The 26,039-nt window shown below is 62.6% G+C and carries 20 protein-coding genes and 2 tRNA genes; 14 read left to right on the forward strand and 8 right to left on the reverse strand.

Annotated elements, in window-relative coordinates; all coding sequences use genetic code 11:
• Nucleotides 1–36 precede the first annotated feature (36 nt).
• The gene (locus AC6JA3_RS07555) at nucleotides 37–1,338 is read right to left on the reverse strand and encodes a phosphotransferase (protein ID WP_035760484.1); all 1,302 of its coding nucleotides are present in this window, start codon (nucleotides 1,336–1,338) and stop codon (nucleotides 37–39) included.
• Nucleotides 1,339–1,509: 171 nt separating this feature from the next.
• Here AC6JA3_RS07555 and nudC point away from each other — a divergent pair, with 171 nt between their 5' ends.
• From nudC to AC6JA3_RS07570, 3 genes are read left to right on the forward strand one after another with little or no spacing between them, the layout of a single operon-like run.
• Nucleotides 1,510–2,499 carry an NAD(+) diphosphatase gene (gene nudC / locus AC6JA3_RS07560; RefSeq protein WP_026540010.1) on the forward strand — a complete coding sequence of 330 codons (990 nt, stop codon included), beginning with the start codon at nucleotides 1,510–1,512 and terminating at the stop codon, nucleotides 2,497–2,499.
• Complete coding sequence (locus AC6JA3_RS07565) at nucleotides 2,496–4,628, forward strand: ATP-dependent DNA helicase UvrD2 (RefSeq protein WP_026540011.1); 2,133 nt, start codon at nucleotides 2,496–2,498, stop codon at nucleotides 4,626–4,628. The genes nudC and AC6JA3_RS07565 overlap by 4 nt, the downstream gene beginning before the upstream one ends.
• A complete protein-coding gene (locus AC6JA3_RS07570; protein WP_026540012.1) occupies nucleotides 4,628–5,236 on the forward strand; it encodes a YgjP-like metallopeptidase domain-containing protein in 609 nt (202 codons plus the stop codon). The genes AC6JA3_RS07565 and AC6JA3_RS07570 overlap by 1 nt, the downstream gene beginning before the upstream one ends.
• A gap of 63 nt (nucleotides 5,237–5,299) precedes the next feature.
• On the opposite strand, the gene AC6JA3_RS07575 is transcribed toward AC6JA3_RS07570, so the two are convergent.
• A complete protein-coding gene (locus AC6JA3_RS07575; RefSeq protein ID WP_026540013.1) occupies nucleotides 5,300–6,748 on the reverse strand; it encodes a zinc-dependent metalloprotease in 1,449 nt (482 codons plus the stop codon).
• Between the two features lie 210 nt (nucleotides 6,749–6,958).
• On the opposite strand from AC6JA3_RS07575, the gene AC6JA3_RS07580 reads away from it, so the two are divergent.
• From AC6JA3_RS07580 to AC6JA3_RS07600, 5 genes are all read left to right on the forward strand, one after another.
• Nucleotides 6,959–8,095, forward strand: a complete 1,137-nt coding sequence (locus tag AC6JA3_RS07580; RefSeq protein WP_026540014.1) for a YlbL family protein — start codon at nucleotides 6,959–6,961, stop codon at nucleotides 8,093–8,095.
• 126 nt (nucleotides 8,096–8,221) lie between these two features.
• The gene (locus AC6JA3_RS07585; protein ID WP_026540015.1) at nucleotides 8,222–11,218 is read left to right on the forward strand and encodes a UPF0182 family membrane protein; all 2,997 of its coding nucleotides are present in this window, start codon (nucleotides 8,222–8,224) and stop codon (nucleotides 11,216–11,218) included.
• A 164-nt stretch (nucleotides 11,219–11,382) separates the two neighbouring features.
• A tRNA-Met gene (locus AC6JA3_RS07590) sits at nucleotides 11,383–11,456 on the forward strand.
• 339 nt (nucleotides 11,457–11,795) lie between these two features.
• Nucleotides 11,796–11,869 (forward strand) — tRNA-Met (locus tag AC6JA3_RS07595).
• A gap of 123 nt (nucleotides 11,870–11,992) precedes the next feature.
• Nucleotides 11,993–12,805: a GntR family transcriptional regulator gene (locus tag AC6JA3_RS07600; protein WP_026540016.1), complete on the forward strand. Its 813-nt coding sequence runs from the start codon at nucleotides 11,993–11,995 to the stop codon at nucleotides 12,803–12,805.
• Between the two features lie 100 nt (nucleotides 12,806–12,905).
• Here the strand turns inward: AC6JA3_RS07600 and AC6JA3_RS07605 are convergent, their stop codons facing one another.
• Together AC6JA3_RS07605 and AC6JA3_RS07610 are read right to left on the reverse strand one after the other, a co-directional pair.
• The gene (locus AC6JA3_RS07605; RefSeq protein WP_026540017.1) at nucleotides 12,906–13,694 is read right to left on the reverse strand and encodes a PspA/IM30 family protein; all 789 of its coding nucleotides are present in this window, start codon (nucleotides 13,692–13,694) and stop codon (nucleotides 12,906–12,908) included.
• A 98-nt stretch (nucleotides 13,695–13,792) separates the two neighbouring features.
• Nucleotides 13,793–15,859, reverse strand: coding sequence for a TPM domain-containing protein (locus AC6JA3_RS07610; RefSeq protein WP_026540018.1), 2,067 nt, complete (start codon nucleotides 15,857–15,859; stop codon nucleotides 13,793–13,795).
• A 320-nt stretch (nucleotides 15,860–16,179) separates the two neighbouring features.
• Between AC6JA3_RS07610 and AC6JA3_RS07615 the strand changes: the two genes are divergently transcribed.
• The 6 genes from AC6JA3_RS07615 to AC6JA3_RS07640 all read left to right on the forward strand — a co-directional run bounded on the left by AC6JA3_RS07615 (nucleotide 16,180) and on the right by AC6JA3_RS07640 (nucleotide 22,796).
• The gene (locus AC6JA3_RS07615) at nucleotides 16,180–17,943 is read left to right on the forward strand and encodes a S1C family serine protease (protein WP_026540019.1); all 1,764 of its coding nucleotides are present in this window, start codon (nucleotides 16,180–16,182) and stop codon (nucleotides 17,941–17,943) included.
• Between the two features lie 276 nt (nucleotides 17,944–18,219).
• A complete protein-coding gene (locus AC6JA3_RS07620) occupies nucleotides 18,220–19,023 on the forward strand; it encodes an electron transfer flavoprotein subunit beta/FixA family protein (protein WP_035760560.1) in 804 nt (267 codons plus the stop codon).
• Nucleotides 19,024–19,037: 14 nt separating this feature from the next.
• The gene (locus AC6JA3_RS07625) at nucleotides 19,038–19,991 is read left to right on the forward strand and encodes an electron transfer flavoprotein subunit alpha/FixB family protein (protein WP_026540021.1); all 954 of its coding nucleotides are present in this window, start codon (nucleotides 19,038–19,040) and stop codon (nucleotides 19,989–19,991) included.
• Between the two features lie 5 nt (nucleotides 19,992–19,996).
• Nucleotides 19,997–20,776 (forward strand): PIG-L deacetylase family protein, encoded by a 780-nt coding sequence (locus AC6JA3_RS07630; protein WP_026540022.1) that lies wholly within the window; start codon nucleotides 19,997–19,999, stop codon nucleotides 20,774–20,776.
• A 74-nt stretch (nucleotides 20,777–20,850) separates the two neighbouring features.
• Nucleotides 20,851–21,396, forward strand: coding sequence for a gluconokinase (locus AC6JA3_RS07635; RefSeq protein WP_026540023.1), 546 nt, complete (start codon nucleotides 20,851–20,853; stop codon nucleotides 21,394–21,396).
• Nucleotides 21,393–22,796: a GntT/GntP/DsdX family permease gene (locus AC6JA3_RS07640; RefSeq protein WP_026540024.1), complete on the forward strand. Its 1,404-nt coding sequence runs from the start codon at nucleotides 21,393–21,395 to the stop codon at nucleotides 22,794–22,796. The genes AC6JA3_RS07635 and AC6JA3_RS07640 overlap by 4 nt, the downstream gene beginning before the upstream one ends.
• A gap of 82 nt (nucleotides 22,797–22,878) precedes the next feature.
• Here the strand turns inward: AC6JA3_RS07640 and AC6JA3_RS07645 are convergent, their stop codons facing one another.
• The 4 genes from AC6JA3_RS07645 to AC6JA3_RS07660 all read right to left on the reverse strand — a co-directional run bounded on the left by AC6JA3_RS07645 (nucleotide 22,879) and on the right by AC6JA3_RS07660 (nucleotide 25,973).
• Nucleotides 22,879–23,712, reverse strand: coding sequence for an anti-sigma factor (locus AC6JA3_RS07645; RefSeq protein ID WP_347783131.1), 834 nt, complete (start codon nucleotides 23,710–23,712; stop codon nucleotides 22,879–22,881).
• A gap of 1 nt (nucleotide 23,713) precedes the next feature.
• Entirely contained in the window at nucleotides 23,714–24,430 is a 717-nt protein-coding gene (sigK, locus tag AC6JA3_RS07650; RefSeq protein WP_091550095.1) for an ECF RNA polymerase sigma factor SigK, read from the reverse strand.
• Between the two features lie 76 nt (nucleotides 24,431–24,506).
• On the reverse strand, nucleotides 24,507–24,974 hold the full coding sequence (locus AC6JA3_RS07655) for a tRNA (cytidine(34)-2'-O)-methyltransferase (protein ID WP_026540027.1): 468 nt from the start codon (nucleotides 24,972–24,974) through the stop codon (nucleotides 24,507–24,509).
• Between the two features lie 54 nt (nucleotides 24,975–25,028).
• The gene (locus AC6JA3_RS07660; protein ID WP_347783133.1) at nucleotides 25,029–25,973 is read right to left on the reverse strand and encodes a J domain-containing protein; all 945 of its coding nucleotides are present in this window, start codon (nucleotides 25,971–25,973) and stop codon (nucleotides 25,029–25,031) included.
• Nucleotides 25,974–26,039: the final 66 nt, after the last annotated feature.

Consider the following 26,039-nt stretch of genomic DNA (forward strand, 5'->3'; position numbering starts at 1 on the left):
GTGGCAAGGACCGATGCGTTTCAGGACCGATGTGTTCTAGGAGCGATCGGCCGTATGGAGCGGAGTTACGTTCACCACGCTGATTGCGGCGGTGGACGTGTCATCCGGGTCGTTGGTTCCCGATGAGACGCGGCCTTCGGTCGGGGGCAGCCCACCCGCTTGCGCGGCGTCGTCCGCTGTTTCGGTGCCGTCGGTCGGCCCAGGCGCTGCCGGTGCCGGCTTGCTGGCGTCCACGGGCGCCGATGCGCTGGCGGCCGCCGTCCCCGGCTCCGCGGCAGGTGGTATAGCTGCCACCGTAACCGGCGATCCGGCGTCGGGAATCACCGCAACACTGACCGCAGGGATCGCACCAGCCGGAGCACCGGCAGCCTGTGCTTCAGCCGCCTCATCCTCTGCGGCCCTTGCTGCTTCTTCGTCACGCCGCGCTTGTTCATCAATGTCATCCGAGAGCGTCTGAAGCATTGACTCCGCCTCCGCCGTCATGCTCTGGTGCCCGGCGGCCATTGCCTTGACCAAATACTGGGCCAGGGCGAACTCGGCCAACAGCGCTGCCCTGCGGAGCAGGTGCATGTCCGGTTTCTCACGCCTTGCCTGGGTGTAGTGGTTCAGTACGGCGTCGACGAATGAGGCTTCGTTGGACGCCACCAACCATGCAAAGTCGTCCGCTGGATCACCAATACGGAGGTCGGTCCACCCTGTCAGGGCCGTGACGGAATCGTCCTGCACCATGAGGTTGTCCTCGTGGAGGTCGCCATGGACCACTGAGGTGTTGAACCGCCACAACGCCACATCTTCAAGGGCGTGTTCCCAGCGCCGGAGCAAGGTGGCCGGAATCTTGCCGGTGGTAGCGGCCTGGTCCAGTTCGTTGAGCTTGCGCTGCCGGAATTCGTTGGCAGAGTAGCTTGGCAGGTCGGCGTTGGTCACCAAGGTCAACGGGAGATCGTGGATGGCGGCCAGAGCCGCACCAATCTCACGGGCAAGGGCAGGACTGCCGGCCGAGAGCTCTTCGATGGAGAGCACGGCGCCCTGGAGGTGGGTGTAGACAAAGGTGGTCAAGGCGCCTTGGCGCACGGTGCCGGCCACGGTCGGCACGTGGAAGGGCAGCTCGGCACGAATGGCAGGAGCGAAGGCGCGCAGCACCATGAACTCGGTTTCCAACCGGGTGCTGGCCTCAGGATGGCGCGGCGAACGGACGCGCCAACGTTTCCCATCGGCATCGAGCAGCAACGCCGAGTCAAAGTCGGCGTCATCGTCGGGGGAAAAGGCTGTAGCCGTCGGCGCCAGGCCAGGCACCGCCGCGGTTGCTACAGCGGCCAGTTCGAGCGGTGTTCTTCTCACCTTCCCAACGGTAGATTGAGTGTGGCCTGTGGTCATGATGCAGTGCGGCGAGTCTTCAGATCCGCCATGAAACAGGACATTTCTGTGCACGATTGATGCCGGAACCGGGTGCGTCCACAAGGGGGACCCTCCCAAATGTTTTTTGTCGGTACGAGTCAGTACGGTAGATACATGAGCTATTCGGAGTCACCGGCGCTGGCAAACCACCTGATGGACACTGTTCTTCCAGTCCGCCCTGCCATGGTGGATCGTGGCTCCGGGGTGCGGATGAAGCCGGGCATGGTGGATGACCTCATCGCTTCCGGTACTGCCAAGGCCATGGTTATTTCCCAGCGCCAGGCTCTGGTGACCGGTGACGGACTCTGGTTCGGGGACGCCACGTCGCTGTGGAATGCCCTGAGCGGAGCGGATTACGGCGCCACTACCGCTGTTTACCTGGGAACCACTTTGGAATCGTCGTCTTTGCCTGAAGGCACGGCCGTCCTGCTGTTTACCTCGGATGAACCGCCCGCGCCAGGCAACGGCACAGTGCCGGCCGATGCCCGATGGGCAGGTTTCCGGGATGTCGCCGCGAGTTTGGACGCCAGTGATACTGCGCTGTTCATCGAGGCCAGTGCAATCTCCAACTGGCACGCCACACACACGCACTGCCCCAAGTGTGGACATCCCACTGACATTGAGGCAGGTGGATGGGTGCGCCGTTGCCCCAAGGACAATTCAGAGCATTACCCTCGGACGGATCCCGCCATCATCGTGACAGTAGTTGGCCCTGACGGCCGGTTGCTCCTGGGCGGTGGTGGTCCCACGGACGCCAGGAACTATTCCACGCTCGCAGGTTTCGTGGAGCCCGGCGAGTCGCTGGAACAGGCGGTTGTCCGGGAGATTGCCGAAGAAGTGGGCGTTCGCGTGTCGGCATGCCAGTACCTCGGTTCTCAATCATGGCCATTTCCCGCGTCGCTGATGCTGGGCTTCACCGCCACCACTGAAGACTCCGTTGCCCGGCCGGACGGAGTTGAAGTCACGAGGGCACGCTGGTTCAGCCGTGAAGAGTTGCAGGCAGCTGTCTCCAGCGGTGAGATCACCATCTCCACGCGCCTGTCCATTGCCCGTTCCTTGATTGAACATTGGTACGGCGGCGTCATCGAAGACCTCCAGCCGTGACAGAAGACATTTTCGACGCCGGTGGTTCACTTGAGGAACGCATCCTCGGCGGCTTGGATGAAGAACAGCGTGAAGTAGCAAGTACCTTGACGGGTCCCCTGTGTGTTCTCGCGGGGGCGGGCACGGGAAAGACACGTGCCATCACCCACCGCATAGCTTACGGAGTCCACTCCGGCGTCTACAGCCCCCAGCGCTTGCTGGCCGTGACGTTTACGGCGAGGGCAGCAGCGGAAATGCGCAGCAGGCTTCGGGACCTCGGCGTGGCGAATGTCCAAGCCCGGACTTTTCACGCTGCCGCCCTCAGGCAATTGCAGTTCTTTTGGCCACAGGCCATTGGCGGCACCTTGCCGAATCTGCTGGACCACAAGGCCAACATGATCGCCGAGGCTTCACGCAGGCTCCGGCTCAGCACTGACCGCGCAACCATCCGGGATTTGGCCGCTGAAATTGAGTGGGCCAAAGTCTCCATGCTGACGCCCGCCAATTATCTTGAGAACGCGCAGGACCGTGGAACACCAGGCGGGTTTGACCTGACTGCGGTCTCAAGGGTTTTCCAGGCGTACGAGGATATCAAGACCGACAGGAACGTCATCGACTTCGAAGACGTCCTGCTGATTACGGTGGGAATTCTCCAGGAAGATCCGAAAGTCGCCGCCACCGTCCGCGAGCAGTACCGACACTTCGTGGTGGACGAATACCAGGATGTCTCGCCGCTGCAGCAGCGGCTCCTGGACCTGTGGCTCGGCGGGCGCAACGAGTTGTGCGTGGTCGGCGATGCCAGCCAGACGATCTACTCCTTTACGGGAGCCTCACCCAAGCATCTCTTGGGATTCAAGGCACAGTTCCCGGATGCCACCGTAGTTAAGTTGATCCGCGATTACCGGTCCACCCCGCAAGTTGTGAAGTTGGCCAATGACCTTCTTGGGTCCCGGCGAAGCGGTGGACCCGTGGCAGATGCTGCCTGGGCACCTCCGCTCAAACTCGTCGCCCAAAGACCAACCGGTCCAGAACCGCGCTTCATGGAATGCCCGGATGACGAAGCCGAGGCGGCGGTGGTGGCAGGCCGGATCCAAGAACTGCTCGATACCGGGGTCAAAGCCAGCGAGATCGCAATCCTGTTCCGCACCAACGGCCAGTCCGAAGCCTACGAACAAGCACTGGCTTCAGCCGGCATTGGATATCAGCTTCGCGGAGGCGAGCGGTTCTTCGCCCGCAAGGAAGTCCGGGACGCCATCCTTCAACTGCGTGCCGCAACCCGGGCCGTCGCCGAAGGACCCCAGGAGCCACTGGGACAGATCGTTCGCGACATTGTTGCATCGCTTGGCTACACGGACGCAGCACCGCACAACGGGGGAGCCCTGCGCGAACGTTGGGAATCCTTGGCAGCGTTGGTTGCCTTGGCAGATGAACTGGCCGTCAGCCGCGGCGAGGCCTTCACCCTGGCCGAGTTCGTCAACGAGCTTCAGGAACGCTCGGTCGCACAGCACGCCCCCACCGTCCAAGGCGTAACACTTGCATCCCTTCACGCGGCCAAGGGGCTCGAATGGGACGCCGTGTTCCTGGTGGGCCTCAGCGAAGGACTTATGCCCATTTCCTTCGCAGACACACCGGAAGACGTTGACGAGGAACGGCGGCTGCTTTATGTCGGGATCACCAGGGCGCGTGAGCACCTCAATTTGTCCTGGTCCACTGCCCGAACTCCGGGTGGCCGAGCCAATCGCAAGCCATCCCGCTTCCTTGACGGACTCCGACCCAACTCAGTGGCCTCGGCAAACGCCCGCAGCAAGACAGGTCCCGTGCGCCGAAAAGCCGCCGCACCGGCGTCGTGCAGGGTATGTGGAAGCATGCTCGCCAGCGGGGCCGAGCGCAAGGTGGGACGATGCAACCAGTGCCCGCCGACATATGAGGAACAGACATTTGATGCGCTAAGGCAGTGGCGAAAGGACGAAGCGAAGTCCGCCGACGTCCCCGCCTATGTCGTTTTCACCGATGCGACGCTCACGGCAATCGCTGAGGCGAAGCCTTCCTCGCTGGAGGAGCTGGCCCGTTTGGCGGGCATTGGGCCATCCAAACTTGAGCGCTATGGCGAGGCTGTATTGGCGGTCCTGACCGAAAGCTCGGAACTCTGATGGCTCGCCGGTCGGCTGCGGAGCCTGATGTTCCCTTGGTCACCGAGGACGGCGCTCCCGTAGTAGTGCGCCGCTCGAGCAGGAGGCGCAGGACTGTTGCTGCCTTTTGGGAAGACGGGAAAGCAGTAGTGGCCATCCCGGCCAGCTTCACCAAGTCCCAGGAACGGGAGTGGGTCCACCGCATGCTGGCCAAGCTGAAGAAGCAAGGTGAGCAGCGGCCGGGCAAGGGCCGGCAGCGTCCAGCTACCGACGAAGCCCTTGCTGAGCATGCGGCGCACCTTTCGCGGACTTATCTGGGCGGGCGTGCCGTCCCTACATCCGTGCGGTGGGTCAGCAACCAGAATTCGCGCTGGGGTTCTGCCACCCCGGCGGACGGCACCATCAGGCTATCGAACAAGCTGCAGCCCATGCCGCAGTGGGTCATCGACTACGTCATGGTGCATGAGCTTGCGCATTTGCTGGTGGCGGGGCACAACGCAGACTTTTGGCGGCTGGTGGACGCGTATCCCGAGGCGCAGCGTGCCAAGGCGTTCCTTGAGGGCGTTGCTTTTGCCACGTCAAGGGGCCTCCAGCCGGACTCAACCCCAGCGACGGAGACCGGGGTTTAAAGCAGCAACGGCCGCCATGGACATGGCGGCCGTTGCTGCGTGGTGTGCGGCTTCCGTGCTTGCTTACTTGGCCGGACCGTCGGTGTCGGTGTCTTCGGGTTCAGCTTCGCTGTCCGGCACCTCATCCGCGGCCGAACCTTCTGCCTCGGAGTCCTGTGGGTCGGTGCTGTCATAGCCGCCGCTGAGCAACTTTTGCAGGGCATCGTCCACTTCACTGTCGCTGGCTTCGGCCAGCCGGCGGCGCTCGGAGAAGCCCTTGGGGTCGTCCAGGTCTTCACCGGTGGGCAGCAAATCCGGGTGATGCCAGATGGCGTCGCGACCCGCGATGCCGCGTTCTTCCTTGAGCGTTGCCCACAGAGTGGCGGCTTCCCTGAGCCTGCGGGGACGCAATTCCAAGCCAACAAGGGAGGAGAACGCATGCTCGGCCGGGCCGCCGGTGGCACGACGACGACGAACGGTTTCCCGAAGCGCGGTGGCAGAGGGAAGGACTTTGTCCGTGGCCTCTGCAGTGAGTTCGTCCACCCAGCCTTCAACAAGGGCGAGGGCGGTTTCGAGTTTCTCCAAGGCAGCAGTTTGAACCGGCGTGCGCTCGGGGGTGAAGACGCCTTGCGAAAGCGCCTCCTGGATTCCCTCAGGGTTGCTGGGATCAAGGTCCCGCGCCAGGTCCTCAATGCGGGACATGTCGATGTGGATGCCGCGGGCATAGGCCTCAATGGCACCCAGCAGGTGGCCGCGCAACCAGGGCACCTGGACGAACAACCTTGCGTGCGCTGCTTCACGGACGGCAAGGAACAGGCGTACATCGTTCTCAGGGAGGCTTAGGCCTTCACCGAACTTGGCGACGTTGGCCGGCAACAACGCCATTTCCAGGTCGGCCAAAGGAACGCCGATATCGGTGGAGCTGACAACCTCGGCAGAAAGCGCCCCGATGGCCTGTCCCAGCTGCATTCCGAAGATCGCACCGCCCATGTTCTGCAGCATGGACGAGGCGCCGCCCATCATGGATTTCATTTCCTCGGGCATCTGCTGCGTGAGCGCGTTGGACAGGGCATTGGCGACGCTGTTGGCAACGGGTTCGGTCAGGCGTTTCCAGGTGCCCAGGGTCGCTTCCACCCATTCCGCACGGGACCAGGCGCGGCCGATCAGGCCGGTGGCGGAAAGATCTGTTACGGGGTCCAACCAAAGTTCGGCAAGCCTGAGGGCTTCGTCGATCTCCCGTGCCTGGACAGCGCTCACCGAAGGATCGTTACCGGCCGCTGCAACCCGGCGCGCATTCTCGTGGGCCAGCTGCCAGTTCACGGGACCGTCCGAGGTGGAGCTCATCATGGCCTGGACCTGGGCGAACATCTGCTGGAGCAGTTGGGGATCGTTGGGCAAGCCGGCGGCCTTGGCCAGCTCGGCGGGATCGATGTTGCCCATGCCCTGGCCACCCATCAGGTTCTGCAGCATTTCTGCCAGCGGGTCCTTGGGAGTGTCGTCGTCGTTGGACGGATTGTTGGGGTTGGATGTCATGGTGCCGCCGATCGTCGAACTGGCTGGTGATCTCTTTCACCGTACCCCGCGGCCGGAACGCTGTCTGCCTGCATGCGGCGTAGTTCGCTCTAGGCAAAGCAGCCCGCGAACGCCGGACCGCGTACTGTTGATGTTTGGTATGTGCCGCTGCCGTATTCGGTGGCAACAGCCGTGGAACCGGTCACGCAATGCCGGCATAGAGAGGCCTCAATGCTTACTTCGCCCAGCCCCGAGGGCTCATTGGACCCGCGTCAAACGTCCGACGCCGGTCCCTCCCCAGTGCCTCCGGCACCAGCGCGGGACAACAGGTACATGATCATGGTGATCTCGGGTCTTTTGGCGTTGGGACTCGGCATTGGCGCTGCGGCGCTTCCCGTTCCCTATGTGATCGAATCGGCCGGACCTACCTTCAATACCTTGGGTAAGGACGGCGATAAGCCAGTCATCACCATTTCCGGACGGGAATCCTTTCCGGCAAACGGCAACCTGGATCTCACCACGGTGGTCTTGACCGGCGGTCCCAAGACTCCCGCAACCATCTTTGACGTCTTCCGTGCATGGTTGGACAGTTCCAAGGCCATATATCCGGAGGAACTGATCTATCCCAAGGGCACCACCGCAGAACAGACGGTGCAGGAGGGGGAGATTGCCATGGAGACTTCCCAGGAGAATGCCTTTGCTGCCGCCTTGCGTGAGCTGGACATCCCGTTCGAGCAACGATTAAACGTCGCGGGCCTGTCGGAAGCGTCCCCTGCTGCCGGCAAGATCCAGGAGGGCGACCTCCTGAAGTCCATCAACGGCAAGGCCATTACCTCGATGAGCGTGATCCAAGCTGAACTGGCCGCCGGTGCAGGGGCCCCGGCGGTTGTTGTGGTGGAACGGAAAGGCGCTGCCGTAACGGAGACCATCACTCCCACCAGGAATTCGGCCGACCGCTATGTCCTGGGTGTGCTGCTCGCCAGTGACTTCACGTTCCCCTTCGACGTCAGCATCTCCCTTGAGAACGTGGGCGGCCCCAGCGCGGGCATGATGTTTGCCCTGGGTATCATCGACAACCTCACGCCGGGCGACCTTACGGGCGGAAAACACGTAGCCGGCACTGGAACGATCACAGCAGATGGCGCCGTGGGTCCCATCGGCGGCATAGCCCAGAAGATGATTGGCGCCCGGCAGCAAGGGGCCACGATGTTCCTGGCTCCGGCCGCCAATTGCTCCGATGTCGTTGGCCACGTTCCCGATGGATTACAGGTAGTCAAAGTCGAAACATTGGCCGATGCCAACTCCGCTGTGGAGCGGCTTGGGTCGGGAGAAGACACGGCGGGCCTTCCCACCTGCACAAACAACTAGACTGGCGGTGGAACTTAGCTCCACCGCCACTCGTGGCATATATGACGGCCTCCGCCATATCCCAGCGGCAGAGAATGTCAACCACTCGCATACCGACTGTTCACTGACACCAATGAGGTACAGAGTTTGTCCCGTCCCGCCAGCTCCAACCCGCCCGGAAGATCACCGCTGAGACGAGGTGCCCTGACTCCGACGCTCATTGTCGTGGCAGTGGCCGTCGTCGGGTTCATTTTCTTCGCCAATGTGTGGACCGACGTCCTCTGGTACCAGCAGCTTGGTTTCTTCGAAGTGTACATACGCGAAAATCTGGCCAGGATCATCACGTTCCTGATCGGCTTCGCCATGATGTTCGCCGCTGTTTTCTTTGCCATCAGGATCGCCTACCGCTCCCGCCCCGTCTACGCTCCGGATGCGGAATCGCGGGACAACCTCAACCGCTACCAGGCCCAGCTTGAGCCTGTACGCCGGGTTGTCATGATTGGCCTTCCCATCCTGTTCGGCCTGTTCGCGGGCAGCGCGGCGGCCAGCCAATGGCAGAAGGCCTTGCTGTTCTTCAACCAGGAGCCATTCGGCCAGACGGATCCGCTGTTCAACCTGGATATCAGCTTCTACCTGATGTCCCTTCCTTTCCTGGGCTTCGTCACCGGATTCCTGATCAGCATCGCCGTCGTCGCCGGCATTGCCGGAATCCTGACCCACTACCTTTACGGCAGCATCCGCCTGATGGAGCGCGGTATATTCACCAGCCGCGCCGCCCAGATCCACATCGCCGTGACCGGTGCGCTTTTCCTGGTCCTGCTGGGCGTTAACTTCTGGCTCGATCGGTACACCACTGTCCAGAGCAACTCCGGTCGCTGGGCGGGTGCCCTCTATACAGATGTCAATGCTGTGGTTCCCACCAAAGCCATCCTTGCGGTTGCCGCCGGGCTGGTAGCCATCCTGTTCATCATTGCCGCAGTCATCGGACGCTGGCGCCTCCCGGTGATCGGTACTGCGATGTTGGTCATCACTGCCATTCTGGCCGGCGGGGTGTACCCGTGGGTCATCCAGCAGTTCCAGGTCCGTCCTTCCGAGAACACGCTGGAAAAGGAATTTATTGACCGAAACATCAAGATGACCCGGGCCGCCTATGGCCTGGACCAGATTGATGTCTCGGCCTATAACGCAACCACTACCGCCACCACCGGCGCACTGGCGGCAGATGCGCAAACCACGGCCAACATCCGGCTTTTGGACCCGAACCTCATTTCCTCAGCGTTCGCCCAGCTGGAACAGTACCGCCCGTACTACCAGTTCCCGCAGACCCTGAACGTGGACCGCTACATGGTTGACGGCAAGGTCCAGGACACCGTGATCGCTGTTCGCGAGCTGAACCCGGACGGATTGAGCGCCAACCAGCAGACGTGGGTCAACAGGCACATTGTCTACACTCACGGCTACGGTGTGGTTGCTGCCAAGGGCAACAAGTTCACTGCTGACGGAAAACCCGAGTTCCTGCAGTCCGGCATCCCCTCCAACGGCGTGCTCGGCAACGACACCACGTACGAGCCCCGCATCTACTTCGGCGAAAACTCTCCTGAGTACTCCATCGTGGGTGCACCTGACGGTGCTCCGAACCGTGAGCAGGACCGACCCGCAGGCAGGGAAGGTGGGGGAGAGACCCAGTACACCTTCAGCGGCAACGGTGGACCCAACGTAGGCAACTGGCTCAACCGGATCCTGTACTCCATCAAGTTCCAGTCCTCGGATCTGCTGCTTTCCGATGGTGTCAACGCCGAGTCCCAGATCCTTTACGAACGCAATCCGCGCGAACGCGTCGAGAAGCTGGCTCCGTACCTGACTGTTGACGGCAACGCCTACCCGGCCGTTGTTGATGGACGCGTGAAGTGGATTGTCGACGGCTACACCACCAGCCAGTACTTCCCGTACTCCCAGCCGCAGCAGTTGCAGAACGCCACGGCCGACTCCCAGACGAACGCAGGCCGCACCGTGGCCTTGCCGAACAGCTCGGTCAACTACATCCGCAACTCGGTCAAGGCCACCGTGGACGCTTACGACGGTTCGGTCAACCTGTACGCGTGGGACGATCAGGACCCCATCCTGAAAGCGTGGCAGAAGGTCTTCCCGACCGTCATCAAGCCATACTCGGAAATGTCCGGCGACCTCATGAGCCACGTTCGCTACCCGGAGGACCTCTTCAAAGTCCAGCGCGAACTTCTCGGCCGTTACCACGTGACAGACCCGGACAGCTTCTACCAGAACAACGATGCTTGGAGCGTTCCGAACGATCCCACCGTTTCGGAAGCCGTCAAGCAGCCGCCGTTCTACATGTCCCTGCAGATGCCGGACCAGGAGAAGCCGGCCTTCCAGCTGACCTCCTCGTTCATTCCGCAGACCGTCAATGGCAGTGCCCGGAACATCCTGTACGGATTCCTGGCTGCCGACTCCGACGCTGGAAACGAGAAGGGCGTCAAGGGGGAGAGCTACGGCAAGCTCCGGCTGCTTGAACTCCCCACGGACACCCAGGTCCCGGGGCCGGGCCAGGCACAGAATAAATTCAACTCCGATCCCACTGTCTCCCAGGCGTTGAACCTCCTCCGGCAGGGTGCTTCGGATGTGCTGAACGGCAACCTGTTGACGCTGCCCGTAGGTGGTGGCCTGTTGTACGTGCAGCCGGTCTACCTGAAGTCCACGGGTGAAACGTCCTACCCGACGCTGCAGCGTGTTTTGGTGGCCTTCGGTGACAAGATCGGCTTTGCGCCCACCTTGGACGAGGCACTGGACCAACTCTTCGGTGGCAATTCCGGCGCCACAGCCGGAGATGCCGACAACAATGGCCAGACGCCTACCGCGCCTCCGGGAACCACTGCGCCGCCTACTGGCCCGACCGATGCCAAGGCTGACCTCAAGGCAGCCCTGGACGAGGCGAACAAGGCGATTACGGACGGCCAGGCCGCCTTGGCCAAGGGCGACTTTGCAACTTATGGCGCCCAGCAGGCCAAGCTGTCCGAGGCCTTGAAGAAGGCGTTGGATGCGGAAACGCGTCTTGGCGCCACAACTGCCCCGACGGCGACCCCCGGTGCCAGCCCCAGCGCCACACCGTCACCTTCTCCGAGCAGCTAGGCAGGGCAGCCACGCGGCTGCGTGGCTGAACAGCGACTGATAAGGGCCGGTGCCCGTTCCCTGCAAAGGGGGCGGACACCGGCCCTTTTTGGCGGGGGGGAGACGCACATCACGCAGTCAGGATTTGGTCTCCCCTTCACCTGCCGGTAATGTTGTTCTTGCGACGCGGGGTGGAGCAGTTCGGTAGCTCGCTGGGCTCATAACCCAGAGGTCACAGGTTCAAATCCTGTCCCCGCAACTGGAGAAAAGGTCCGGATCAGTAATTACTGATCCGGACCTTTTGTTTTCCCTCAAACCCTCCTTGGAAGACGCGGCCCTCGCACGTCCCGCGGGGTTTGAGCGGGACCCTCTTTCATGTCCCCCGGGTTTGGCCGTGATCGTCTCTCATGTGCCCCGGGTTTGGCCGTGATCGTCTCTCATGTCCCCCCCCGGAGTATGGGCGCGACCCTTTGGCAGGATCACGGTGATGCTGCGCCCTCTTGCAGGTTGGCGGTAGGGGAACGGTGAGTGATCTAGGGCACCTTTGGTGCTATTTGGTCGGAAGGGCCGCGGAGGTGCGGTAGTGTTGTTCTTGCGACGCGGGGTGGAGCAGTTCGGTAGCTCGCTGGGCTCATAACCCAGAGGTCACAGGTTCAAATCCTGTCCCCGCAACTGGAGAAAAGATCCGGATCAGTTTTCACTGATCCGGATCTTTTGTTTAAGCGGCCTTCGGGGTAACGGGTGCTAGCATCAAGTCCGGATTCGCTGAGGCAGGAAATTGGAGGGGACGGCCCCATGGTCAATGAAGACGTCAGGTCCGGTCCCACTAGGGAAGTCCTGCAACGGGACAGCCCTGTGGCCGTCTACCAGCAGGTGGCCGACGTTCTGACGGATCAGGTCAGCCGTCTGGAACCGGGATCGCGGATACCCACGGAAGAGTCGCTCATGGATGAGTACGGCATCAGCCGCACTACAGTCCGCAAGGCAATCGAAACGCTCGTCGTTAAAGGACTGCTGGTCCGCAGGCAGGGCAAGGGCACATTCGTAATGGCGCAGCGGCCGGTCAAAATGCTGAACCGGTTGGCGCCCTTTATGGAGACGTTCACCGCGGCAGGGATGAAGACTGTCAAAGGGCTGATCGAATACAAATGGATGGAAAAAGACAGGACCGTGCCGGCAAAGCTGGTCTCCGATGACAATCTTGTCCTGGTGATCCGCCGATCATATTCAAGTGCCGGCTGGCCTTATGCCATTGCGGAGATCTTTATCCCCTCGCATATAGGGCGGCACATCAGCCTCGCCGATGCAGAGAGGAACTCCATCTACCAGGTCATCCAGGACAGGACGCTGAAGCCGCTCCAGCGCGCTGAAATCACCGTGACCATGCACGAGCCTCCGGAGCACCTTGCAGACGCCCTCAACGTCCGTGGCTTCGCCATGGTGCCCCGGCTGGAGCGGACGACCCTGGGCGCTCACGGGGAGGTTCTGGAATGCACGGTGACGTACTTCCATCCCAAGGGTTTCGAGATCCGCGCCGAAGTGGCAACGGACGTCAGCCCGGGGCAGGACTCCGCCGGCGGGCCCCACTCAGGGCAGCAAACCCCGTAGTTTCGACAATTGCACCCAAGACCAATGGGCCGAATCCTTTCAGGATCCGGCCCATTGGCATGTTCAGCGATATGTCACGGCCAAGCGGGCCGGGGGGGGTCTAGAGCTTGTCGAAGTCGGCTTCGTCGATGGTAGAGCCCGTTGCTGCAGGAGCTCCCGCGCCGATGGCCGGCTTGGAACCGCCGGACTTCAGTGCTGCGAGGCGGGCCTCGATCTCAGTCTGCTCTCCGAGGTCCTCGAGCTGGTTGAACTGGGCGTCGAGGCTCGAGCTTGCAAGCTCCTGCTGGCCCAGGACCTTGGCCTCTTCGCGGCGGATCTTCTCTTCGAAGCGGCCGACCTCGCTGGTGGGATCCATGATGTCGATGCTCTTCAGGGCGTCGTGGACCTGGGACTGTGCAGCCGCGGTCTTGGAGCGTGCAACGAGCTCGTTGCGCTTGGCAGTGAGCTGGTTGAGCTTGTTCTTCATCTGGTCGAGACCGGTCTTGAGCTTGTCCACAACCTCGGTCTGGGAGGCAATGCTCGGCTCAGCTGCTTTGGCCTCGGATTCCGCAGTCATCTGACGCTGAATGGCGACCTTGGCAAGGTTGTCGAACTTCTGGGCATCAACCGAATCGCCGGCGGAGCGGTACTCGTCGGCCTTCCTGGACGCGGCGAGGGCTTTGTTGCCCCAGTCCTGGGCGTTCTTGATGTCCTCGTTGTAGTCCGCCTGCAGCATCCGGAGATTGCCGATGGTCTGGGCCACGGCTGATTCGGCCTCGGCAATGTTGTTCGTGTAGTCGCGGACCATCTGGTCCAGCATCTTCTGCGGGTCCTCAGCCTGGTCCAGCAAGGCGTTGATGTTTGCCTTGGCGAGCTGTGAGATCCGACCGAAAATGGACTGCTTAACCATGGTGTTGCCTTTCGTCCTGCTCAGTGGTGCCACTGAAATCAGTGATCAGTTGTTGTACCGCTTCTATGCGGGGCATTGACCCCACTTAGTCTGTCTGGCTAGAAGCTGCCGGAGTCTCCGCCGCCGAAGTCGCCTCCGCCACCACCCCAGTCTCCGCCGCCGCCGGAATCGCCACCGAAGAAGCCTCCTCCTCCGCCGCCGTCGTTATTGCCGCCGCCCCAGCCGCCTCCGCCGCCATTGAGGATGGAGTTGATGAGGATGCCGCCAAGGATGGCGCCGCCAAGGCCACCGCCGCCTCCACCGCCACCGCCGAACATGCCACCGCGGCCGTAGCCCTGCCCCTGGTCTGCATAGCCGAACTGATCGACGTCGGACTGGGCAAGCTGGGCGGCCTGCGCGGCAAGCGAATGCGCCTGTTGGGCGTAGGTCAGCGCCGTGACGGGATCATTGCGGGAAATGGACAGGGCGTAATCCAGGTTTCGCTGAGCCTCTGCCAGCCTGGTCCGGGCTTCAGTACCAACGCCACCTCGCCGGGCAGTGATGTAATCGGACGTGGCGCTGATCTGCGCTTGGGCAGCCATGATGGTCTGTTGCAAGGATGCCTGGGCCCGGCGCGCCTGTTCCTGCTGGTCACGGATACCGGACAGCGACTGATCCAGCGCCTGGTGTGCGGACTCCACGCGGCTGAGAGTAGCAATGGGGTCGATCTTTCCACCCTGGATCTCAGTCTTCACCTGGGCCAAGGCAGCTTCCACACCGGCCACGGGGCCGGCAAGCTCGGGGTGTTCGCCCGATTGGATCATGGCCCGTGCCTGGGCAAGGTCCTGGCTGGTCTCAGCAACAGCTCCTTCCAAGGATGCCCGGGCCTCATCCAAGCTGCCGGCAGTCTTGGAAATGGCATCGATCAGCACGTTGGTTTGGTGCAGGCTTTCCTCAGCGGCCCGAACGGCTACTGCCGCCATGCTGTTCTCGCCTGCGGTGAGCTTCTCTTGGGCTGCGGCAACGGCGTTCTGCACGAAGGCAAGACGCTCTTTGGCCTGCAGGATGTTGTCAGAAACCTGGGTCAAGGCAGACTCGGCATACTTGACCCGTAGGCCCGCGAGGGATTGTTCCGCGTTGGCGATCTTTGAATCCGCGTCCTTGGCTCCTGCCGAAACGGCGGCCAAGGCTTGGGGAGCATTCTTTTCCAGCTCGCGCAGTGAGTCGAAATCGGCCTTCTGGTCACGCAGCGATGAAAGCGCTGCCTCGGACCGGCGGATGATTTCGCCGAGCCAGCTCCGCTGCTGCTCTTCGGTGTCCGGGATATGGTCGTCCAACTGCTGCTGAAGCTTGAACGACTCCGTCATATGGGCCTTGGCTTCTTCCAGCGCTTTGGTGAAGTTGCCAATTGCGGCATCACCGTACTGCGCCTGGGCGAAGCCGAGCTCCTGCTCACTGGACTTGATGGCGTCGTCGGCCTCGATCAACAGCGAGCCGCTCTTCTGTCGCAGTTCCGGAATACTCAATCCGGCGAGCGGATCAAGCTGTTCGCCCTGTGGTCCATAGCTGGCGCTGACGGCTTTGGTGCCGCCCTTCTTGCGTCGGTTCCGGAGGTACAGGTAGGTGCCGGCACCTCCGGCGGCCACAACGCCAACCCCGACAAGGACGCCGACGCCGGCGTTCCCGCTGGGCACCGTCCCGCTTCCACCACCTGCGGCATCGCCGATGGCGGCAGCTGTGTCTATGGCTGCCTGGGCGTAGTCCTTCTTGCCGCCTGCCAGATTGGCAACGACGGCGTTCTGGGCAATTGCCGACTGCTTCGAGTAGATGGAGCTGCCCGAGTTCAGGGCGAAGTTGTACTGTCCAGCCGTGGAAATTGCCAGGATGGCGTCCGGTTTGCCCATGAGCTTTTTCTTGGCGACGGCCTCAGTCCATTGTTTGGGGTCCGTCGGGTTTTCGAAGGAGTCCACCGTGACCACGTACAGGTTGTACTTGTGGTCCTTGAGCGTCTTTTGGATGGCTTCCTGGACTTCACCTTTTCGGCTTCCCAAGACATTGGCGTCGTCCACGATGTTCTGCCCGGACGGAATGGTCACCGGATCGGTGGCCCAAGCAGCTGTCGCCGGGAACGCCAGCAATCCAGCCACGCCAATTCCGGCGAGTACGCGTTTAACTATTGACCGCATGTGCAACCCTTCAGCACGTCTGCGACTGGAACAAGGCGTACCAATCGTCACAGAATGCTCAGCGCCCCCACGCATGGTGTAAAGCCGCAGGTCGCTGTGGCAATTCCTCTTGATTCTATGGTGCACCCCATGCTCCGTCCACAGGGGTGAATATGCCACCAGCGAAATATAGGAGAGGTCGGGATTGCTCAGCCGTTGAGGACAATTCGGCAGGTCTGTTGCAGCCCGGCCGGACCTTTCAGGAAGCTCCCAGCGAACGTCCGCTTTTGTTCCAGTTACTGGGTACATAGTTGTTGGAGACGAGGACGAAAGGAAGACCCATGACGGAGAACCCAGCGCAGGGCACCGCACCGGAGAACCGCGAGCCATCCGAGCCGCGGGAGACAACCGGCGGGCACAGCGACGCCACAGCCACCCAGCAGCAGCCGGCCTGGACTTCAGGGCAGGAGAATGCCGGTCAGGAAACTGCAAATCATGAAACTGCGGGGCATGGCCACGGGGACACCCACGCCACCACCCCCTTGCCGGCCTACCAGCCGCCTGCAGCCGACCAGAGCGCCCAAACCTACCAGGGCGCCCAGGCCGGCGCGCAAGCGCACCACGCAAGCCAGCACGCTGCCCCGGCCCAGCACTCGCCGCAGCAGTACACGGCCCAGCACCCCGGACAGCACACCGCTCCCGCCCAGGCCTCCGGCCAGCCCAACGCGACCACGCAGCAGCCGCAGTACTACGGCGTTCCGCAGCAGGATCCGTCCCATCGTCCCAGCTACCCGCAGCACCAGCCGTTCTACGGCGGAGGCGCCGGCCCCCAAGGACCCCAAGGCCCCCAGGGACCTCACGGCCCGGGCACGCAGCACTCCCCGGCCACCAATGGCCCTGCCAAGCGCAAGCCCGCTTTCGGCGTGGGGACCTTGGTGGCGAGCATGCTGGCGGCGGGCTTGATCGGTGGCGGTGTGGTGGCCGGAAGCAATGTGCTCTGGGACCAGCCGGCTCCGGCAGCGTCAACGAGCGGGCAGTCCAGCACTGTCATCGTCAACAACAAGGATGACGTCAACGTCATCACCGCTGCAGCTGCCAAGGCTTCGCCCAGCGTGGTCACCATCAAGGCAACCAGCGGCAACGAGGGCGGAACCGGTTCCGGCATCATCCTTGATGACCAGGGCCACATCCTCACCAACACGCACGTCGTAACGCTCGACGGCGCCACGGCCAATGCCGCGATTGAGGTCCGGACGAGTGACGGGAAGGTCCTCAAAGCCACCGTTGTTGGCACGGATCCGCTCTCGGACCTGGCCGTGATCAAAGTCAGTGATGCGTCCGGGCTGGTTCCTGCAACGCTCGGCGACTCGTCCAAGATCAACGTGGGGGACACCGCCGTCGCAATCGGTTCGCCTTTGGGCCTGACCGGTACCGTGACGGACGGAATCGTCTCCACGCTCAACCGCACCATCAGCGTTGCCTCCTCCGCTGTTCCCGAGGGCACGCCGGACGAAAGCCAGGGTGGCGGCGAGGGCTTCCAGTTTGCGCCACCGAACGGTGGCCAGAGCCAGGCCACTGCCAATGAGGGTTCGATCGCCATCAACGTCATTCAAACCGACGCTGCGATCAACCCGGGCAACTCCGGTGGTGCGCTGGTGAACAGCAAGGGTGAAGTCATTGGGGTCAACGTCGCCATCGCATCTGCAGGCAGCGGAACCTCCGATTCTTCCACCGGAAACATCGGCGTAGGTTTCAGCGTGCCGATCAACCACGCCAAGAGGGTGGCCCAGGAGATCATCGACAACGGCAAGGCCAGCCACGGCCAGTTTGGCGTGTCGGTTCGGTCCAAGTCCTCCACCGGCAGCAACTCGGGCTTCTCTGTGGGTGCAGAGGTTGCCGCGGTGACCAGCGGTTCGGCCGCAGCGAAGGCCGGCCTGAAGGTTGGCGATGTCGTGACCAAGTTCGGCGATTACACCGTCAGCGATCCAAACCAGTTGACCGCAGCGGTCCGCGAGCAGCCGGCAGGTGCCAAGGTCAAGGTCACCATCCAGCGGGGCGGCCAATCGCAAGAGGTCGAAGTTACCCTCGACGCCGCGCAGCAGTAGGCGGCAGCAAAAGCGCACGACGGCGGGCGTCACCTCACTGGTGCCGCCCGCCGTCGTGCTGCGTCGGGTAAGCCGGGGTATCGGCTGCGGCGCCGCTGGCGTCGGCAGCCGGAGGCATCGGGAGTCATCCTAAACAGTGCTTAACGCTGGGAGTGGTTTTCTGCGGGCAATATGCTTAGCTAGGACGAGCCCACGCGCTGGGCAATTCACGGCCACGCTGTTGCGGTTGGCCGTCCACAAGCATGGAAGGCTGCTTCGAAGACAGTGGAAGAGACATTGAAGATTGTCGTTCTGGTCAAGCACGTCCCGGACGCGCAGTTCGACCGGCACATCACCGGACCTGGCAACACAACCGACCGTGACGAGAGCATCTTGTCCGAGCTGGACGAGTACGCGCTCGAGGCAGCGCTGCAGCTAGCCGAAGAACGTGGCGGACCCAAGGCCGGCAACGAGGTCATTGCGCTGAGCATGGGCCCGGCAGGCGCGGTCAACGCCGTCAAGAAGTCGCTGCAGATCGGCGCGTATTCGGGCGTCCACCTCAGCGATGACGCTCTGGCAGGCTCCGATGCCGCTGCCACCTCGCTGGCACTGGCTGCCGCCATCAGGCATCTGTCAGCCGACGGCCGCCCGGTGGACCTGGTCCTGACCGGCATGGCGTCCACCGACGGTGAGACATCGTTGATTCCGTCCCAGTTGGCCGAGCGGCTGCAGTTCCCGCAGGTCACTTTCGCTTCCACCCTGGAAGTTGCAGGCAACCAGGTCACTGCCCGCCGGGATGCCGGTGCCTTCTCGGAAACCGTTGAAGCGCAACTTCCGGCCGTCGTTTCGGTGACCGATCAAATCAATGAGCCCCGCTACCCCAACTTCAAGGGCATCCTCGCGGCCAAGAAGAAGAAGATTGCTTCCCTGTCACTTGCCGACATCGGTGTGGACGCCTCGCAGGTGGGCCTGGCTGGTTCCTGGACCGTAGTTGAGGCCGCAGAGGCCCGACCGCCGCGGACAGCCGGCACCATCATCACCGACGACGGCGACGCCGGCATCAAGCTGGTCGACTTCCTCGCCGCACAGAAGCTGCTCTAAAGGGGATCGCAACCATGGCAAACGCACTTGTTTTCATTGACAACCCGGGAGCGGCTCTGAAGAAGAGCAGCCTCGAACTCCTCACCATCGCCCGCTCGCTGGGGGAGACCGCCGTCGCGTTCACCGGTGAGCTGAACGACGACGTCGCCGCCACCTTGGGTGCCTACGGCGTCGGTACGGTTTACCAGCCGTCGACGCAGGACCTCGAGAACTATCTGGTTGGCCCGAAGGCCGCTTACCTTGCTGCTGCGGTGCAGAGGTCGGGAGCCACGGCTGTTCTCCTGGACAACTCGCCCGAGGGCAAGGAAATCGCGGGCAGGCTGGGTATCAAGCTCAACGCGGGCGTCATTACCGACGTCGTAGGCGTGGAGGCTGACGGCACAGCGCACAAATCGGTCCTTGCAGGCTCGTACAACACCACCGCGAAGGCCACCACCCCGGTGACGGTCCTTTCGATCAAAGCCAACAATGTCGAGCCCGCCCCGGCCGAAACTGCGGGAACCCCGGAAGTTGCCACGGTTGAGTTGCCGGCGGGTGCCGCGGCCAACTCTGCACGCATCGCTTCCCGGTCCGAGAAGCCTGTCAGCGGCAGGCCGGACCTCAGCGAAGCACGCATCGTCGTGGCCGGTGGCCGGGGCGTGGACGGCGACTTCGGTCCGGTTGAAGAACTTGCAGATGCCCTGGGTGCGGCAGTGGGCGCATCCCGCGCCGCCACGGATGCGGGCTGGATCGGTCATGACGCGCAGGTGGGCCAGACGGGTGTGACCGTTTCACCCCAGCTATACATTTCTGCAGGCATCTCCGGAGCCATCCAGCAGAAAGCCGGCATGCAGACCTCCAAGGTCATCGTGGCCATCAACAAGGATGCCGAATCACCGGTATTCGAGATCGCCGACTACGGCATCATCGGCGACCTCTTCAAGGTTCTCCCGCAAGCCGCTGCCGAGATCAAGAAGCGGAAAGGCTGATCCCTTTGTCTACTGGCGTATCGTCAGCGAAGAGCCCGTTCGACGCCTCCACGGAGCGCGTCGAGCGGGTGCTTTGTTTTACCGCCCATCCTGATGACATCGATTTTGGTGCCGCCGGTACCATCGCCGCCTGGACGGCTGCCGGGGTGGAGGTCAGCTATTGCATCATGACCGACGGCGACGCCGGCGGCTTTGATCCGGTGGACAGGGAACGGATTACCGAGCTCCGCACCGGGGAGCAACAGCGGGCCGCCGCCCTTGTGGGCGTCACCGACATCCACTACCTGCACGAGCTCGACGGCTACCTTGAGCCGACACATGGCGTCATCAAGCAGGTGGTGAAGCTGATCCGGGAAGTCCGCCCGGACATTGTGCTGACCATGCATCCGGAGCGGAACTGGGACCGTCTCCAGAAGAGCCACCCGGACCACCTGGCAGCCGGCGAAGCAGTCACCCGGGCCGTCTATCCTGCAGTGGAGAATCCCTTTGCGTATCCGGAACTTGCCGAAGCAGGCTTGGATGCCTACAAGCTGCCGTGGCTGTGGTTTATCTGCAGTCCGGACGCCAGGGAGAATCACTTTGTTGATGTCTCGACCCATGTCGATGCCAAGTTGGACGCCATCCGGGTCCATGCGAGCCAGCACCCGGACATTGAGGGCATGGAGCGTGTTGTCAGGGGTCAGATGCTGACGAACGGACAGCGCGCGGGTCTGCCTGCCGGGACCAGTGCAGAAGGCTTCCACGTGGTGTCGGTCAACGGGTCCGGAACCATAGCCGGCTTTTAACATTGCCGTGGTGTTACCCGTGTCATATGCTTGATCTCGGTTAAATCATATTTATTCGAGGAAGGCAGACTTTGATGGCGAAGACTGCGCAACAACCTGTACTGGTGATTATGGGAGTTTCCGGCTCCGGTAAATCAACCGTGGCCGGAGTCCTGGCCGGAAAGCTTGGCTGGGACCTTGCCGAAGGCGACGACCTCCATCCCGAAGCGAACGTCGCCAAGATGCACGCGGGACAAGCCCTCAGTGATGAGGACCGCTGGCCTTGGCTGGGCATCATCTCGGCCTGGATTCGCGAACACGTAGAGTCCGGAACTCCGGCGATCATTACCTGTTCGGCATTGAAGAAGAAATATCGCGATGTCCTTCGCAGCGAAGGTGTGGTGTTCGTCTTCCTGCAGGGGAGCAAGGACAAGATCTCCGACCGCCTGGCCTCAAGGCACGGCCATTTCATGCCGCCTTCGCTCCTTGAGTCCCAGTTCGACGCACTGGAGGAACCGACCGAGGACGAAAACTACATCTCGTTGTGTGTTTCGGCCTCCCCGGCTGAGGAAGCCGACGAAGTCATCGAACGGCTCGGCCTCCGCCCCGCAGCCGCCGGCAGCGAAGCGACCGCCTCGTGAGCATCCTGGAAACTGCCACGCAAGTACAGGAATGGACCGGGCACGACACCCGGCTCCTGGTAGTAGCTGCACTTGGCATTGCCTTGATCGTGGTGCTGATTGCCAAACTCAAGTTCCACCCGTTCCTGGCCCTGGTGCTGGGGTCTGCCTTCGTGGGCCTTGCTTCGGGCGTGGAACTGGGCAAGGTCATCACCAACTTCGAGGACGGCGTGGGCGGTGTCCTCAAGGAAGTCGGGCTGCTGATTGCGCTCGGGGCCATGCTCGGCAAGCTCCTGGCGGATTCCGGTGGTGCCAACCGCGTGGTGGATACCCTGTTGGCCAAAGCCAGCGGCAACAAGCTGGTCTGGATGATCACCCTGGTGGCCGTGATCATCGGCTTGCCCATGTTCTTCGAGATCGGCCTGGTCCTCCTGCTCCCGGTGATCGTCCTGGTGACGCAGCGTTCGAAAATGAAGCTGATGCGGATTGCGATCCCGGCACTGGCTGGTTTGTCTGTGCTGCACGGCCTGGTGCCGCCGCACCCCGGCCCCCTGATTGCCATCAGCGCCGTGAAGGCCGAGCTCGGAACGACGCTGGGTTTGGGGATCCTGGTAGCGATTCCCACCGTCATCATCTGTGGGCCGCTCTTCTCCCGGCTGGCCGCACGGTGGGTTCCGGTTGATGCGCCCGCCGTAGCAGGTGGCATCGACACCCAGCACGCTGCAGACATGAGTGAAGTCAAACGGCAACCATCGTTCCTGGTGACCCTGCTGACCATCATCTTCCCCGTAGTGCTGATGTTGCTGAAGGCCTTGGGCGGCATCATTTGGCCGGATCCTGCGACGGCACCTGCCCTTCGGATCTTCTTCGACTTTGTGGGCCAGCCTTTGGTGGCCATGACGCTGGCTGTGTTGGTGGCCATGGTGACTTTCGGGTATGCCGTAGGTTTCACCGGCGGCAGGATCACGGCAAAACTGGGCGAAAGCCTCGGGCCGATCGCGGCGATCCTCCTCATCGTGGGTGCCGGCGGAGGCTTCAAGCAGACGCTGATTGGGGCCGGCGTGGGCGACGCCGTCAAGAAGTGGGCCGAGGGCGCCAATATGTCCGTCCTCGTACTCGGCTTCATCGTTGCGGTGGCACTCCGCCTTGCCACAGGATCGGCGACGGTGGCCACAGTGACGGCAGCCGGCATCGTGGCGCCGCTGGCGAGCAGCCTGAGTCCCACTCATGCTGCCCTGCTCGCCCTGGCAATCGGCGCAGGATCCTTGTTCCTCTCCCATGTCAACGACGCCGGTTTCTGGTTGGTCAAAGAACTGTTCGGACTCACCGTCGGGCAAACGTTCAAGACCTGGTCCGTTATGGAAACGCTGATTTCGGTGGTGGGGTTCGGGTTCGTCATGCTCCTGTCCCTGGTGTTATAGCTGGCTGCAAAAAGAACAAAACGCCCGACGGCGGTCATCCCCAAGGTGGGACGGCCGCCGTCGGGCGTTAGGTGCTTTTACTTCAGGCGCTCAGTGCAACCACCAGGACGGGGTCCGTGGTGGGGGCGCTTGATCCACCCGTGGGTTCCACGGTGATCGCTACGGACGAGGCTGAGGACAGGCCCTTCACCACGGCCGGCTTGGAGAGAGTCTGGGCATCCATGGTTCCCTGCGGTACCGGTGCTGAACCGTCCTTGGGCAGGGTCCACAATTGGTACACCTTGCCCTCCGGAGCCGGGGCCACGCCATCCATGAGGACCACGAAGGAGTCCTTGGCCGAAGAAGCGGAGATGGTAGCCGTTCCGCCGCCGGGAACCGGTGCGGACTTCTGCTGGACGTCCTGTGCCTGCAGCACCTGGTTGACGGGGTCGTTTTGGGTGGAAACGTAAGCTCCCACACCAATACCACCAAGGGCGATCACTGCTGCTGCGGCCGCGCCCACGATCCAACGACGGGCCCCACCGGCCCCGCTGCGCTCCCCGCGTTTTGCCCTCGCAGCGGCCAGCTCATCCAATACCGGAGGTGCAGGCTCAGTGGCCGCCGTTCCGGCGAAGGGCTCAGCCGGCGCTTCATGGGAGATGCGCTGCATGATGGTGTCAAAAAGGGCGGCCGGAGGCTCCTCCTCGGGCGCGAAGCTGACGGCCAGGGTCTCCCTGGCTGCACGGACGCGTTCGTGGAATTCCCGGCTCTCCGGAGCATCCCGGAGGTAGGAATCGATCATGTCCCGTTCGTCATCATTGATGGCGTCCAAGGCATAGATCTCAGCAAGTTCCAGTACACGGCCCTCGGCGAGGTCGGTTGCGATGTCGTTGGCAAACATTCTGCGGATAAAGCCTCCACTGGTGTTTTCACTCATTTCAACCCACCCCCAGGCAGGTCTTCAAACGAAGCAGCCCGTCACGGATGCGGGACTTGATGGTGGGGACGGCAGCGCCCAAGTGCTCGGCAACCTCCCGGTAGGTCAATCCGCCGTAATAAGCCAAGCGGACCGATTCGCGCTGGGTGTCCGTCAGCGTGCCGAGGCAACGGCTGACTGCTTCGGCTTCCAGGTTGGTGTCGGCTTCTTCGGCCACCAGGTCACGGTCCGGGTCCTGGCTTGCAGCGCCGTATTTGGCCTCACGATCCGTTGCGGCCTGCACGGCCCGCACACGGTCAATGGCCCGGCGATGCGCAATGGTCATCAGCCACGCCAGCGGCGTGCCTGCGGAGCGATCGAACTTGGCTGCGCCTTGCCACACTTGGATAAACACTTCCTGGGTGGCGTCTTCGCTGAGGTCGGGGTCTATGAGGACGCGCTTGGCCATGCCGAAGACACGCCGTGAGGTCAGGCGGTAGAACTCGGCAAAAGCCTGTTGGTCGCCGGAAGCCATGAGCTCAAGCAGGCCGGTGAGCTGCGAATTCACATCTGTCGCGGTGCCTGTAGCTTCAAAGACCGGTGGGCCGGGGGTGTTGGGGATGTCCATCACCGTCCAGCATATGTCGTCGCGTTTGAAACCGGCAGCACCACCGTGTGATGTTGCGGGCGCGGCGGTGCAGCGGTTCACTGATATCGCCCTGGTCTGCAGCGCGCTCACGTAAGCTCCCTCAACGAATGTCCCGGCAGGATTTGTCCTGCATCAGGTATTCGGTGCTGCGGCGCCTTTGGATGGGCTACACCTTGGCTCCGGCGAATCCGTTCTGCCGCCAGGCCTCGAACACTGCAATCGAAGCAGCGTTGGCCAGGTTAAGGGAGCGCAGTGATGGCTTCATGGGAAGGCGGACGCGGGCTGTGACATGGGGGTCGTTCTTCAACCAGTCCGGCAGGCCAACGGACTCTGGCCCGAACATCAGGACATCACCCTCGACGTAGCTGATATCGGTATAGGACGTTTCGCCGTCGGAGGTATAGGCAAAGACGCGTTGCGGTTGCAAGGCCTCCCATGCGGAGTCGATGTCTTTGTGGACGGTGACTACGGCAAGGTCGTGGTAATCAAGGCCGGCACGGCGCAGTTTGGCATCGGAAAAGTCGAAGCCGAGGGGCTCCACCAAGTGGAGTTCGGCTCCCGTGATGGCGGCCAGGCGGATGGCATTGCCCGTATTGCCCGGGATTTCAGGAGTGTGGAAGAGGATGCGGAACACCCGCCCATCCTATCGGTCAGTGCCGTCGGGCCCGGGCAGGAGCCCAGGTGGTGCCTAGTGCATCCCGCGCAGCAGGCGTGCCAGCACCGGCACCACTACGGTGTTCGGAGCTGGCCCCGAACTGAGGAACTGCTTGAGCCCCCTGGCCAGCCCGGCGCCATTGACCACTTCCACGGCGTCGTGGCCGGATTGGCCCTTGCCATACTGATCAATCACCGGTTCGTGCAGGTTGCCGTCAGGGCTATGCAGGACAACCCATCCGGTGACGTTGAGTTCAGGGAAGATGTCCTGCATGTGCCGGACGATGTGTGCCAGTTGCGGAGGAGCGACGGAACGGCCGCCGTGCCGAAGGGAGTGGCCGTCCCAGGAGTACGCACCCTTGGGAAGCAGCATGGAGCCTACCAAGGCCAATCGGTAACCGGTAAGCACGGCGTGGTCAATGTGGTTGTTGTCCGAGGGTGAGCGGAGGCCATTGATGAGCCGGGCTGCTGGAATGACCGGCAGCACCTGGCGGCTGATGAGCTGGACGGTGCGCATTTCACGTTGGATCCGCGCTTCGGCTCCAAAGATGCCCCGCTTCCGGGGGAGCCCATGGACCTGCTGCGCGGCTTCGGCCTCTGAAATGAGCGGGACCTCGTTGGGATCCTCAAACGCAGGGACGTAAACGGGTGGATCACCGGCGGTGTTCCGCTGGGTCTGGGGACGCCTGACGTTCCCGGTGGCGAATGGACCCGGTGCCGAGGTGCCCGTGTAGTCCCCGGGACGGGGCTGGCTTACCCCGGATGCTCCGCGGGCGTAGCGGCGGTCGTACTCAGCCCTGCGCCGGGGGTCGATCAGGGTTTCGTAAGCCAGGGTGACACGCCGGAACATCTCCGCTTCTCCGCCGTGGTCGGGGTGCGCCTTCCGGGCAGCCTTGCGGTAGGCGACCTTGATCTCCTTGTCCGTCGCGGTGACGGAAACACGAAGAACCTGATAGTGCGAACTGCTGCCCTCGGCCAAGCACGGGCCCTTCTCTCAAAGTGGTGCGCTCCAGGGGAGGCGCGGTACTGGCAAGTTTATCCAGCC

The sequence above is a fragment of the Arthrobacter sp. TmtSoilC79 genome, assembly GCF_059739405.1.